This window comes from Hyphomicrobium sp., from assembly GCF_035548195.1.
Taxonomy (GTDB): Bacteria; Pseudomonadota; Alphaproteobacteria; order Rhizobiales; family Hyphomicrobiaceae; genus Hyphomicrobium_B.
This window is the reverse complement of the sequence record NZ_DASZTY010000007.1, coordinates 41347-54710: the sequence shown is the minus strand read 5'-3', so window position 1 is coordinate 54710 and position 13364 is coordinate 41347. Positions and strand designations below refer to the sequence as shown.

Genomic DNA, 13364 nt, shown 5'->3' with positions numbered 1-13364 from the left:
CGGCGGGCGTCAGTCACCGAGCACGACGCCTTCTCGTCGCGGGTCGGCGCCTCCTTCGAGATGCCCGCCTTTGCGCTGGATGGTGTGAATGCCGGACGTCATCGTCGTGTTCGCGATCACGTGGCCGAGGGATGTCAACTCGAATGCGGGCCAGACGTAGTATGGCGAATATTCGATGAGGAACGGCCCGCCTTCACTTCCGAAATTCGGCAGTGACGCCGCCTGTTGAGCGTCGAGATCCCAATCCAGCATGGCGACGAGCGTCTTAACGACGTAAAGTATGATCTGCGAACCGCCGGGCGAGCCGGTTACGATTTCCGGGGTGCCGTCTGAGTCGAGCACGATCGTCGGCGCCATCGAACTTCTTGGGCGCTTGCCACCGGCGACTGCATTGGCGACCGCTAGACCCTTGGCATCGGTCGGGACGAACGAAAAGTCGGTCAACTCATTATTCAACAAAAATCCCGCCGCCCATAGGTGCGAACCGAATGCGCTTTCGATCGTCGCTGTCATCGACAAGGCATTGCCGTCGTCATCGATGATCGAGATCTGGGTGGTGCCGGGAACTTCGTGGGTGAAGTCGTCGCCAAATGTTTTTTTTGCCAGACCGGGAGGTATCCCCGCCTCGGGTTTCTCGATACTTTTTTTCAGGCTGATAAGCTTGCGCCGCTCGTTCAAATAGTCGTCGTCGGTCAGACCGGAGGGTACGGCGATACGATCAGGATCGGCGATATAGCGATTACGATCGGCAAATGCGAGTTTTTCGGCTTCGGCGATGATGTGCAGCGCCAGCGGACTCATTAATGCTTCTGCGCCTTGCACTTGTGGAAATGGCGCAATCAGCTTCAAGGCCGCTCCCACTGTCAGCGCGCCCGAGGAAGGCGGACCCATGCCACAGACGCGGCGTGCGCGATAATCGACGCAAACAGGATCGCGCTCCTTTGCGGCGTATCCTGCGAGGTCCGCAGTGGTCATGTCACCTGGGATGCTCGACGCTTCGCCGACGGCCTTAACGATGGCCTCGGCAACGGGGCCTGTGTAGAATGCGTCTGCGCCCTTTTCCGCGATTAATTTCAATGTTGCAGCATAAGCGGAATTCTTGAGCAGCTCGCCTTTGCCTGGCGGTTCGCCCGCCTCGTCGAAAAAGTAGGCTTGCGCAGCAGGCGAGAAGTTTTCGGCTCGCGACTTTGTCAAAAGGACGTTCAGTCTCTGCGAAACAGGGAAGCCGTTTTCGGCAAGCTTGATCGCCGGTTGAAACAGGGTTGCCCACGGGAGCTTGCCGTATTTCCGGTGAACTGCTTCCAAGGTCCGCAGGAGGCCGGGGACGCCGACGCTGAGGCCCGACAGAACGGCGGTTTCGAAAGACATCGGCTTACCGTCGCGCATGAAACGGTCCGGCTTGGCAGCGGCTGGCGCCGCTTCACGTCCATCAAACGTCGAGAGGGAGCGCGTCTTGGCATCCCAATAGACGAGAAACGCACCACCGCCGAGGCCGGACGACTGCGGTTCAACAAGGCCAAGTACGAGCTCTGTCGCAATGGCGGCGTCCGCTGCCGAGCCGCCCTGGCGCAGCATCTCCCGCCCGGCCTCGGCAGCCAAGGGCTCGGCCGCGACGATCATGTGCCGGTTCGAGATTACGAGCTTCTTTACCGTCGTTCCGGATGCTGCTTCAGGCGGCGGCCTGCTTTCTTGTGCCGATGCCGCCGATGCGGCAAGAGCCATGCAGAAAGCCGTTAGCAATCGAAAAATCATCGAAGCTCCAGAGAGGGGTCTTGAATAATCGTGGCAGCGGCCAAGGACGCGAGAGTAACGCGCAGCCTGTCGTTAAAGCAACGGTTCGAGAGGTCGACATGTTTATTTCAATAAGCCGTCAAATTTGGCTCGCCGTAGGAGCAGTCGCGTTGTTCGCCGCGGGGGCAGCGGCGGCTATTGCGCTCGAGCCTCGGACACGCGTCACACCACTCCTTACAACCGGCAAGACCGTGATGGGTGAACCGATCGTTTACCCAACTGGCGCTCCCGCGAAAATTACGGCGGCGATCGTCGCGATGGATCCAGGTGCGGAGACGGGATGGCATACGCACGGCGTTCCGCTGGTTGGGTTTATCCTCGATGGCGAGCTGACGGTCGATTACGGACCGAACGGCAAGCGCACGTACAGAAAGGGCCAATCCGTCGTAGAGGCGATGCGCATTCCGCACAATGGTAAGAATACCGGGTCGGGCGTCGTGCGTCTCTTCGTCGTTTATATGGGAGCGGACGGCGTTCCGAATTCCATTCCAACCAAGCATTGACAATCGAACTCTGCCGCATCTCGGATTTCGCTGGAACCGCGCGCATCTTTGCGCGTTGACGACCGTGTCCCGCTCATCCTTTCACAGCCTCGCGCTTGCCATTGCTTTGCTGAGCACCGCCGTCGCGTTGGGTGCAGCGCTCGCGCACCTTTTCGAGCTTCCCAACAAGATTGGCTTGACCCGCGACGATTATTTTATCGTGCAAGGCATTTATCGCGGCTGGAGCATGTTGGGCTTCGTGTTGCTGATTCAGCTCATTTCCATTGTCGCGATAATCGTTCTTGCCCAGCAGGATCGCGATGTCAGAATTTTTGGTTGCGTGGCATTGATTTGCCTGATCGCTGCTCAGATGCTGTTTTGGACATTCACTTATCCGGCCAATGTCGCGACCGAAAACTGGACGAAAATTCCCGCCAATTGGCAAGTGCTTCGCAGGAACTGGGAGTACTCGCATGCGGCGGGCGCGGTATGTCAGCTGGCCGGTATGACGGCTCTGATCATCGCTGCACTTGTGCGCCGTAGGTAGGACTATCTCGAAGACCGGGAGATTCACCTCGGTATAATTACGGATTGGTGAGAATAGGCAAGGACGTTGCCGTTATTAGTGGCAATTGCGGCACGGTTTCTAACTGCTTGCGGCTTAGCGCGGTTCGAGTCCGCCCGGTCTGTTGCCGCAAGTGGGGTGCTCGACTAGTTTCCGCCCGGGGATATCGATCCTGCATCATTGGAGGGGCAAATGCGTTCACTGAAGCTTGGTTTGGCTGCGGCTGCAGCCCTCTGCGCGATTTCGGCGACGGCCGAGGCGGGTAGCTGCATGCGCGTCGGCGCGATCGGCGACGGCCTGACACACGACTTGGCGGTTATCATGTCCACGCATGGTTTGGCCAATATTATCGAGGCCAAGGGGCTGAAGGCGAGAGGGCCGATCCACACAACGTGCTCGCCCGCGAGCTTTCTTACGGAATGCCGCTCGTCACAACGAGCTTGCAAGTAATAGTCCGCACATCTCGGCGGCTCGGTCCAGCGTCATCGCACATGCGTGCGGTGGCGCTTTTTCCTATGCGCTAATGAAAGTCGCGCGACTTTGGGATGATGCGCACATTGCGCGGGTGACGCGGCTTGGGACGTGAAAAACGCGGATGCGGTCTTCGCTCGTCGCGACCCGGATGAGCAGATCCCGGGTCGGGATGCAAAACTTCGTCGGCGTTGGCAAGCGGCGCTTTCATATCTGCCGCCCACTCTGATAAGCGCAAGAGCCAGTCGCTGCGATCGATGAGCTTTGCAGAAATGACATGGATGATGTCGACTTGGTCGCTGGGCTGCTTCTGAAGCCGGCCGTGTATTTCGATTAGCCGCGACGTCATTACGACCTTGCGAAAGCGCTCGAAGGTTTTCGGCCAGATCACGGCGTTGGTGATGCCCGTCTCGTCCTCGATGGTCATGAAAATGGCGTTGCCCGTTCCCGGCCTCTGCCTGACTAGTACGACGCCTGCGACTTGGACGCGGGCGCCGTCTTTGACTGAGCCTAAATCCTCGCAGGAGAGAACGCGTGCTTGGCGGAAATCCTCTCGCAGGAACGACATCGGATGAGCTTTGAGAGAAAGCCGCAGTGTCTGATAATCGTTGATGACATGCTCGGAGAGCCGCATTTCGGGCAGACGCACCTCGGTTTCGCTCCCCGTATCTCTCGCCTCGCTCCAGGCAAACAATGGCAATGGCGGTGCATTCACGAGCGCTTTCACTTCCCATAACGCCTGCCGCCGGTCGAGCCCGATGGAGCGGAAGGCATCGGCCGCCGCGAGTTTTTCGAGCGTCTGGACATTGCCGCGCTCCGCAACGTCGGGCATCTCTCGAAACCTTTTGTCTGGTTGAGCCTCCATTGATGGAAGGAGATGCGTGGTGTTGCCCTTGCGGCGGCGCTTTTTCTTTGTTTCCTCTTCCGGCACCTCGTGAATGTCTTGTTCCTTAAGCCCATCGATCAAGCGCAGACCGAGACGAAGGGCCGGCTTGCCGTCGGCGGTCGCTTCGAGCGTTGAATCCCAATCTGAAAAGTTGACGTCGGCGTCGCGGACTGCGACGCCATTCTTGATGGCGTTGCCCACGATTTGGGCGGGCGCATAAAATCCCATCGGCTGGGAGTTCAAAAGCGCGCATGCGAATGCTGCGGGATGATGGCATTTGATCCAGGCGGATACGTAGACGAGGAGCGCGAAGCTCGCAGCGTGGCTTTCGGGAAAGCCGTACTCGCCGAAGCCCTTAATTTGTGAAAAACACCGCGTCGCGAATTCGCGATCGTATCCGCGCGCGACCATCTTCGAGATCATCTTGTCTTCGAGCTGGCCGATCGTGCCGACACGGCGGAACGTTGCCATGGCTCTGCGCAGATCGCTGACTTCCTTGTCGTTGAACTTGGCTGCGTCCATGGCGATCCGCATCGCCTGCTCTTGGAACAGAGGAACGCCAAGTGTTTTTCCAAGAATATTTTTGAGTTCGTCGGGGTCTCCATTTTTTGGAGAGGGATAGCTCACTTTCTCAATCCCCGCGCGGCGGCGCAGATAAGGGTGCACCATGTCGCCCTGAATGGGACCTGGACGCACTATCGCGACTTCGATGACGAGGTCGTACAAATCGCGAGGTTTCAAGCGAGGCAGCATGTTCATCTGCGCCCGGCTTTCTACCTGGAAGACGCCGATCGAATCCGCGCGGCAGAGCATGTCGTAGGTGTCTTTATCGTCGCGCGGGATGCTGGCGAGCGTAAACTGTTTCCCGTGATGTTTTGCGATCAGATCGAAAGCTTTTCGAATGCAGGTCAGCATGCCGAGTGCGAGAACGTCTACCTTTAGAAGTCCGAGCGCCGAGATATCGTCTTTGTCCCATTCGATGAACGTGCGTTTTTCCATCGCCGCGTTGCCTACGGGGACGACTTCTACGAGTGGTCCGCGCGTCAGCACGAAGCCGCCGACGTGCTGCGAGAGATGGCGCGGAAAGCCCATCAGCTCGCCGGCAAGCTCCATAACTTTCTTCATCGTTCGGTCGGCAGGATCGAGACCGGCTTCGCGGATGTGTTTGTTGGGCGGAACGCCGCCACCGTAGGTGCCCCATACCATGCCGCCGAGTGCGGAGATCGTATCTTCCGATAATCCGAATACCTTGCCGACGTCCCGGACTGCTGAACGCGACCGATAGGAGATCACCGTTGCGGCGAGTCCGGCGCGGTGGCGCCCATAACGCTTATAGATCCACTGAATGACTTCCTCGCGCCGCTCATGCTCGAAATCGACGTCGATGTCGGGTGGCTCCTCGCGCGCCGAAGATATGAAGCGCTCGAATAAAAGATTGACCTCGGTCGGATTGACGGCCGTGATTCCGAGACAATAACAAACGACCGAGTTCGCCGCTGAGCCACGGCCTTGACAGAGAATGTCTTTGGAGCGCGCGAAGGCGACAATATCGTGAACCGTGAGAAAATAAGGCGCAAACTTTCGTTCTTCGATGAGCGCCAACTCTTTCTTTATGGTCTTCGTAATTTTTTCTGGCACGCCCTCGGGAAACTTTTTTTTGGCCCCTTCCCAAGTGAGATTTTCCAGATACTGCTGCGGCGTCGACCCTGGCGGCACGGGCTCATCTGGATATTCGTATTTGAGATCGTCGAGCGAGAAGGTGCAGGCTTCGACGATATCGATCGTGCGAGTGAGTGCGCATTCAAAACCCTTGAAGAGCCGCGCCATTTCCTCCGGACTTTTGAGGTGTCTTTCGGCATTGACTTCGAGGCGCAGCCCAGCTTCGCGCAACGTCGTTTTTTCGCGAATGCAGGTGATAACGTCTTGTAATCCGCGGCGGTCGCGATGGTGATAGAGCACGTCGTTGGTCGCGACGATCGGTGTGCCGCATCTTTTGCCGAGCTCTGCGAGTGCCGCGATGCGCGCGCGATCGTCGCCGCGATATGTGTAAGATGCGGCGAGGTAGAGCGGTGCGTTACCGAGTGCGGATCTTATTCGATGCAGCGACTGCTCAAGCGGTTCGTGATGGTGCCGCCCCTCACACTGACCCTCTCCCCGTGAAGAACGGAGAGAGGAAATTACTGTGTTTGCACCCTCCTCCGGCGCCGCGCGGTGTCTCATCCGCAAGGGGGTAGGAGAATTGGGTGTATCGCGAGATAGATTGAAACCATCGTCATTGGAACGAGAGCGCGAAGGATCGAAGTGTAAAATTTTGGCGCTTTGGATTTCGTTGGATGCGATCCCCAAAGTGTCTGCCAATTGAAATTCCCGCCAGCTCCAATCGTCGGACGGGAGAGCGATGAAGATCTGGCCTTCGGCATATTCGGCCACGTCGGTGAGACGCAGGATGCATTTGCCTTTATCCGCCTTAAGCTGGCCAACCGATAGCAGTCGGCAGAGACGGCCGTAGGCGGCGCGATCCCGCGGATACACAAGTAAGCTCGGTGCGTCTTCGAGATCGAGGCGGGCACCAATGACGAGGCGAAAGTCATCTTTCTTTTCGTCATCATCAGGTTTCGCCGCTACGTGAGCACGCACGACGCCTGCAAGCGTGTTGCGATCCGTTATCGCAATGGCGGAAAGTCCAAGCGACTTGGCTTTCTTGACAAGCTCATCGGGATGAGAAGCTCCGCGCAGAAACGAGAAGTTCGTCGTCGTTTGAAGTTCGGCATAGTGGAAATGATTTTCTGGCGGCATACTGGCCCTTATGCAAAAAGCCCGTGCATGAACCAGGTCGGGCGCCCGCCCATCTCTCCCTCGTAAAGGCCGTGCCGGAACACCCAATAGGCTGCTCCCGCATGATCTTCGATCTTATAATAATCGCGCGGGCGCGGCTGTTTCTCAGTGTCGTCAAGATAGAGTGTGCGCCACCACTCGGGTTCGATGCGTTCAGGCCCTTCGGCGCGTGCGACGTGACGTTTGACGCGGCGCCAGATGAAGTGCGCGGGGGGACCGTCAGGCACTTCCGCGAGCACCTCAATCGGCTCTGGCCGGGCAAGCAGGAAAGCTGGGCGCATCGCGCTTTTCGGATCGGGAGAGGATGACATGTCGGCGGAGCATGCGGCGCTTGACGCAGCCAAGGCTTCGATAGCTGGCATCCGGAGCTCGGCGCGTTCGGGGATATGACTGGCGTGATGCTGTAAGACTGTGATGGCGCCACTGCCAAAGCGATTGATAAGACGATCGACGAGTACGGCGGGATTGCGAAATGGTGCACTTGCCGGATCGGCAAATCCGTTTTGCATAGCGTCCCGCTTTCCGACGCGCACAGCATCGAGGCGAAGCATGTCGATGCCAAAACCCGCGTCGATCTTCGCAAGCTTCTCTTTCAGAAGCATCATCATGTGCTTCGCCTTGCGGCAAGGCGCGCTCATCGTGGCGGTTGCCGATCCTGCCGTTCCGTCGGCGCGATAGAATGTGAGGCGGACGAAGCGGGCGCCGAGATCTTTAGTGGCTAACTTCTCTACAAGCTCCGATGCGAGTTCGCCTGCGAAAGCTTCCAGTGCTTCCGACGAGATCAGCGGCTCTGCGAAGGTGCGTGCGATCGAGAGGACGGGTGGCGGCTGCATGGGGCGACGCAGTTCGTCCGCCAGCCCTAACGCCTGATCGAGCCGCAGCAGAACATCTGCCGCGATCTCTGACGATCGAAAACGACGCTGCAAGCTGTCGCGCGGAATGTCGTAAAGCTGGCCGATGCGGCGAAGGCCCAGCCGCTTCAGAAGCAGCACGCGCGCGGTTTCCAACCGCAAAGCTTCGACGGGCAAGGGAGCCATTGCCTCGCGCGTCTGGTTTGGCGGGGACATCGCCCATCGCGCATTAGGGGGACAGTCAAAGCGGGCGAGCGCGTGCGCGGCGCCAAGAGTATCGGCGAGTCCTATTCGGGCTGAAACTCCGAATGAGTCCAAGTGCCGTGTGGCGTCATCGAGCAAACTTTCTTCGCCACCAAAAAGATGCGCGACACCGGTAATATCGATCCAGAGGCCATCTTCGCCGTCGATATGGCGATGGGGACCATAGCGGCCTGCCCAGCGCGCCAATTTCAGGAGAGCGATTTTATCTTTTCGTGGTTCGGCGAGGCGCGACGCGAGGTTGGGGTGGGCTGCACGCGCGTCGCTGAGCGCCGTGCCAACCTCGATTCCCAATCGTTCGGCGGCGGCGTTGACAGCCGTGAGCTTCAGTCCGTGTGCGGCATTCTCAATGAGAGCGAAGGGCTGGCGCGTCGGCACCGCTTGCGGCTCGGCGCGTTTGAGCCGGAAGATCGGCCACGACGGAAGCCAAATCGAAACGACGCGCTTCATCGGACCACTCCAAAACAAAAGGCGGGCGGGCAACACTCTCGGGACGCGCACGACAACGCTCCAAGGAGACCTCGAAACGGCTCGCTCCCGGCGCGCGAAGATCGAAGCGATGAGCGGCGCTCGGCAGCTGCTTGATCCGCCAGCGCGTTGCTGTTGCTCCGGCCGGTTCGGTTGCGGGGTGCGTGACGAGAAGGCATGGCGTTGCCATTTCGCCAGCCGCCAGGCTCAGGCGACGCGCGGGCATCAAGTCGATCTCATCGAGAACGCCGATGACGACAGCGAGGCTCGCCCCTTTGAGGCTTTCTTCAATCGCATTCAAAGCTTCGCTAGCGTGTGCCGTTTCGACTATGAGAAGGCGCCGGGGGTCGAGACCAAGATGAGCGAAACCCGCAAACGATGGCGCGCCGAATTCTCCGGCGAGTGCTTTCGGCCAACACCAGAGTGCCCACGGCTGCTCCTCACCATTTGCTGACAGCGCTTCTGTTCGGCGCACCGCGAGACGCGTTGCAAACCCCAAGCCCGCCATCCAATCCGCCGCCGAAGCCTTGCCCTTTACGGATGGGACGCCTTTGATCTCGTGGACCGCATTTGGCTCCAAACCTCGGGGCAGCAGGATATCGGCTGCGTCACAGCCAAGTTCCCAGCGCTGCCGCCTCCCCCCTCCACCCGGCGTGTCCGGGGTGGCTGCAGGCCCCCGGCGCGGCGCATGACGCTCCAAGCTCAGGATGTGCGAACGGAGCTTCGCAATGACGGCGGCTTTTGACGTCCCATGGATGGGCTTAGCTGCAGACCTAGTGTTCTCCGCCAATCTCTTTTGGGTCGAAGTCAGGTGGGCTGCGTCAACTGAAAGTCTGAGGTTCACGGGAACCGCCGGTATTAAGATTTCATTTAGGAATGCAAAGAATGAAGTTCACTATTTGTTCTAATTCTTCCCCCGCTTTCCGTCAAGACTGCGAGACAAAGAACGAACCGTGGCGGCGGCGTCATCCGGCGGCAACACGCCACGCGAAAATTTCGAAAACACCAAGCAAGTCAGCGGCAGGGGTGCAATCGTAAACGTACTGTGACTTCCCTGCTCTGCCGACGATAACGGGACTGATTTATACCCCCTTTTCACTAATCACGATCAGGATAACCCCCGTTACCCTGCATTTACTCTTTTGTCAGCGATTGGAGCATCCCCCGATGACCCTGCCCAGCCGTCTCAGCGGATTCGCCCTTGCCATCCTTCTCCTGGCCGGCGGCTTGCTCTCCGCGACCTCGGCGAAAGCCGAAGACCTTGTCGATTTTCTCTGGGGTGGCGGCGAAGAATACGGCGGCGGGCGCAGCGTGGTTTCGTTCGATCCGAAGTACAAGCCCGGCCAGATTATTGTCTCATTCTCCGATCGCCGGCTCTACTTCATCACTAAGCCCGGCGAAGCGATTACCTATCCTGTTGCCGTTCCGAAAGGGGATGCACGCTGGCAGGGCGTGACATTCGTTTCGAACAAGCGCGTCAACCCTCCGTGGACGCCCACCCCGGACATGCTGCGCGAGAATCCGCGCTTGCCGCATTGGGTCCCCGGCGGCCACCCGATGAATCCGCTCGGCATTCGTGCGATGTATCTCGGCTCCAGTGCATACCGCATTCACGGAACCGATGCGCCGTGGACGATCGGCCATGCCGTCTCGCATGGCTGCATCCGTATGACGAACGAAGACGTTCTCGATCTTTATCCGCGCATTCCGGTTGGAACGCGTGTGACCGTTACCTGGCAGCATTTCACGACCGGTAGCGCGGTATCCGGTGCCAGTTATCCGCGCTACGGCGCCGATGAAAAGAAAGCCGAAGTCGGCTACTCGCAAAGCCCTTCTTCGAGCCGCACCGCCAGCCGCGCTCCCACGGACGGGAGCCTAAGCAGCTTGTTCTTCTGGGACGATGACGCACCAAAGCAGTCGGCTGCCCCTGCCCCCGTCAAACGGACGCGCTCCGACAGCAAGACAGCGGAGGCACCGACGAAAAAGAAAAAGTCGGCATCGTCGACGCCAGTGAGAAAGAAAAAGCCAGCGGTTGCCGAAAAGAAATCGGCATCGATATCCGGCCCGTCACATGCGATCCCGGATCCCGTCAAGCCGGATGAAGCTGCTCTTGCAGATCCGATGATGCCTGCCGCTACGAAAACATCTGCCTCCGCCGAAGGTGAACTGGCGGCTCAGAACTCGTCTGAGCAGGTCCAATAATCTGCTCAACCGATCGGCAAATTCCATCAAATGGGCGGCTTTGAGCCGCCCATTTTGCTTTTCGTGGCGCCCTCAAGCTTGCACAGCTCCGATTGCTTCCTACGTCGAACGTGACGAGGACCGGATCTCGGATATGATGGGCTCGTTTGACCAGAAGCCGAGTTGAAATGACATTGGTTACTCTCCTCGACAATACCGACCGCAGGTCGCGTCCGCGCCATCCCGAAAAGGCGTCTCGGCCCGACACTGCCGTTTTGCCGAAACCCACATGGCTTCGCGTACGCGCTGGCGGATCGCCCGGCTTCCTCCAGACCCGGGCAATCGTCCGCGAACACGGGCTGCATACGGTTTGTGAAGAAGCTGCCTGCCCCAACATCGGAGAGTGCTGGCAGAAGCGACATGCGACGATGATGATCCTGGGCGACGTCTGCACGCGCGCCTGTGCCTTTTGCAACGTCGCGACCGGTCGGCCGTCGGCTGTCGACGCCGATGAGCCGCGCCGTGTGGCGCAAGCTGTCGCCCGCCTTGGACTTGAGCATGTCGTCATCACGTCAGTCGATCGTGACGATCTCGCCGACGGCGGCGCGCGGCACTTTGCTGATACGATCGGCGCGATCCGGTTTCAGTCTCCTGAAACGACGATTGAAGTCCTGACTCCGGATTTTCTGCGCAAGGATGGAGCGCTCGAACTCGTAATTGCGTCCAGACCCGACGTTTTCAATCATAATCTGGAAACGGTCCCTGGCCTTTATCTGAAAATTCGGCCTGGAGCGCGTTACTTCCATTCGCTGCGGATCCTGCAGCGCGCCAAGGAAATCGACCCGCGAATGTTTACAAAGTCTGGGATCATGGTGGGCCTTGGCGAGACGCGCGAGCAAGTTCTGCAAGTGATGGACGATCTCCGGTCGGCCGATGTCGATTTCCTGACCATCGGCCAATATCTGCAACCGACCCGCAAGCATGCTGCCGTCGATCGCTACGTTCCCCCGGAAGAATTCAATGCGCTGGCACAGGCGGCCTACGGCAAGGGATTTCTTCAGGTCGCAGCATCTCCAATGACGCGCTCTTCTTATCATGCTGGAGACGATTTCCGTCGTCTTCGCGACGCGCGTGTGGCACGACTTGGCGTCTGAATTGCTTTCACAGCGGAAGTGCTTATGCCAAGGTTTTCGGCCAACCTTTCAATGCTCTTTACCGAGCTCCCGTTTCTGGAACGCTTCGAGGCGGCAGCCGCCGCCGGCTTTGAGGGTGTCGAGTTTCTTTTTCCCTATGATTACGAACCCTCCGACCTTGCTGCGAGGCTGAAAGCCAACGGATTGACTCAGGTTCTTTTCAACTTACACGCGGGAAATTGGGAAGCTGGCGAGCGCGGCATCTCGATTTACCCGAACCTGGTGAGCGAATTTCGCGAAAGCGTCGCGCGAGCCGTGCGCTACGCGAAAGTTCTGGATTGCAAGCAGCTTCATTGTCTTGCTGGAACAGCTCCGGCAGGTGCCGATCATCGCGCGATGCGCAAAACTTATGTCGAGAATCTGACGTTCGCCGCTCGCGCGCTAGCCGACGAGGGCATGACGCTGCTGATCGAGGCCATCAATACGCGCGACGTTCCGAACTATTTTTTGAATTCCACGGCGAAGGCAGCAGACATTCTCGAAAGCGTCGGTGCGCCGAACCTGCGTTTGCAATACGACGTCTACCATATGCAGATCATGGAAGGCGATCTGGCGCCGACGATCGATAAGTATCTTTCGCATATTGCGCACGTCCAGATCGCCGATACGCCTGGGCGGCATGAGCCGGGAACAGGCGAAATCAACTTTCCTTTTATTTTCGATCACCTCGACAAGATCGGATATCGCGGATGGGTCGGCTGCGAATACAAACCGAGCACATCGACCTATGGCAGCCTCGCATGGCTGCGCGCGCTTTAGAGGCTGCCAGCTATCGCGACCGGCAGCCCTAAACGCATCACTTGGTGCGCGGTGTGACACTGTCGGCGTTGATCGTATATCCGGCGTCCGCAAGACCGGTGAACGCAACGGTCGTCTTGATTGTCCCGGTGACAGTCACTGGATCGAATTGGCCGCCGACCTCAAAGCCCTTGTCCGTCTTCACATAGATGATCTGGTTCGCTGGCGGCGGCGGCACGTGGATACATGCGCCCACAAACGGCACGAGAAGAAACTCCTTTACGGTCGTCGCGTCGAAGTCGAGCGGCACAACGTACCCACCGATCGATACTTGCTTGCCGTCGAGCGCTGCAACGACGGCCGGTGGATGATCGCTGCCCGGCTGACGGCGCTTGACCGACATAAACTTCCCCTCGGGAAGCGGCGGTGGCGGCGGTTCGCCGTCCTTTACCGGTTCCGAGCCTCCGAAGAATGTTTTCGCTTTCATGAGCGTGTTCGCGGGCATGGTTTTCGGCACGAGATCAGCCCACTTGAGTTGCCGGGGCGCGTCGGTGGCGGCGAGTCCCGATGCTGTCCCGAAGAGGGTCGACATGAGCAGTACGCCGCCGAGTACACCCTTAAACCTCGATGTCATCGTCGCTT

Annotated in this window: 11 protein-coding genes; 6 read left to right on the top strand and 5 right to left on the bottom strand. The window is 58.8% G+C overall.

All coding sequences use genetic code 11. From position 1 onward, the window contains the following. Window positions 1-9: 9 nt before the first annotated feature. Window positions 10-1752 (bottom strand): gamma-glutamyltransferase, encoded by a 1743-nt coding sequence (ggt, locus tag VHB22_RS01465; RefSeq protein ID WP_325455172.1) that lies wholly within the window; start codon window positions 1750-1752, stop codon window positions 10-12. Between the two features lie 98 nt (window positions 1753-1850). Between ggt and VHB22_RS01460 the strand changes: the two genes are divergently transcribed. The 3 genes from VHB22_RS01460 to VHB22_RS01450 all read left to right on the top strand — a co-directional run bounded on the left by VHB22_RS01460 (window position 1851) and on the right by VHB22_RS01450 (window position 3288). Then, the gene (locus tag VHB22_RS01460) at window positions 1851-2294 is read left to right on the top strand and encodes a cupin domain-containing protein (protein WP_325455171.1); all 444 of its coding nucleotides are present in this window, start codon (window positions 1851-1853) and stop codon (window positions 2292-2294) included. Window positions 2295-2358: 64 nt separating this feature from the next. Then, complete coding sequence (locus tag VHB22_RS01455) at window positions 2359-2820, top strand: DUF1772 domain-containing protein (RefSeq protein ID WP_325455170.1); 462 nt, start codon at window positions 2359-2361, stop codon at window positions 2818-2820. A 210-nt stretch (window positions 2821-3030) separates the two neighbouring features. Beyond that, window positions 3031-3288 (top strand): hypothetical protein, encoded by a 258-nt coding sequence (locus VHB22_RS01450; RefSeq protein WP_325455169.1) that lies wholly within the window; start codon window positions 3031-3033, stop codon window positions 3286-3288. Between the two features lie 70 nt (window positions 3289-3358). On the opposite strand, the gene VHB22_RS01445 is transcribed toward VHB22_RS01450, so the two are convergent. The 3 genes from VHB22_RS01445 to VHB22_RS01435 are packed head-to-tail and all read right to left on the bottom strand — an operon-like array spanning window position 3359 to window position 9454. Further along, the gene (locus VHB22_RS01445) at window positions 3359-6991 is read right to left on the bottom strand and encodes an error-prone DNA polymerase (protein WP_325455168.1); all 3633 of its coding nucleotides are present in this window, start codon (window positions 6989-6991) and stop codon (window positions 3359-3361) included. Between the two features lie 8 nt (window positions 6992-6999). Continuing rightward, a complete protein-coding gene (locus VHB22_RS01440; RefSeq protein ID WP_325455167.1) occupies window positions 7000-8592 on the bottom strand; it encodes a DNA polymerase Y family protein in 1593 nt (530 codons plus the stop codon). Continuing rightward, window positions 8489-9454 carry a hypothetical protein gene (locus tag VHB22_RS01435; protein WP_325455166.1) on the bottom strand — a complete coding sequence of 322 codons (966 nt, stop codon included), beginning with the start codon at window positions 9452-9454 and terminating at the stop codon, window positions 8489-8491. The genes VHB22_RS01440 and VHB22_RS01435 overlap by 104 nt, the downstream gene beginning before the upstream one ends. Before the next feature lie 323 nt (window positions 9455-9777). Here VHB22_RS01435 and VHB22_RS01430 point away from each other — a divergent pair, with 323 nt between their 5' ends. The 3 genes from VHB22_RS01430 to hyi all read left to right on the top strand — a co-directional run bounded on the left by VHB22_RS01430 (window position 9778) and on the right by hyi (window position 12743). Further along, window positions 9778-10812, top strand: coding sequence for a L,D-transpeptidase family protein (locus VHB22_RS01430; protein ID WP_325455165.1), 1035 nt, complete (start codon window positions 9778-9780; stop codon window positions 10810-10812). A gap of 167 nt (window positions 10813-10979) precedes the next feature. Then, a complete protein-coding gene (gene lipA, locus VHB22_RS01425) occupies window positions 10980-11945 on the top strand; it encodes a lipoyl synthase (protein WP_325455164.1) in 966 nt (321 codons plus the stop codon). 24 nt (window positions 11946-11969) lie between these two features. Then, complete coding sequence (gene hyi, locus VHB22_RS01420) at window positions 11970-12743, top strand: hydroxypyruvate isomerase (protein WP_325455163.1); 774 nt, start codon at window positions 11970-11972, stop codon at window positions 12741-12743. A 37-nt stretch (window positions 12744-12780) separates the two neighbouring features. Here the strand turns inward: hyi and VHB22_RS01415 are convergent, their stop codons facing one another. Continuing rightward, window positions 12781-13356 carry a DUF3299 domain-containing protein gene (locus VHB22_RS01415; RefSeq protein WP_325455162.1) on the bottom strand — a complete coding sequence of 192 codons (576 nt, stop codon included), beginning with the start codon at window positions 13354-13356 and terminating at the stop codon, window positions 12781-12783. Between the last annotated feature and the right edge of the window lie 8 nt (window positions 13357-13364).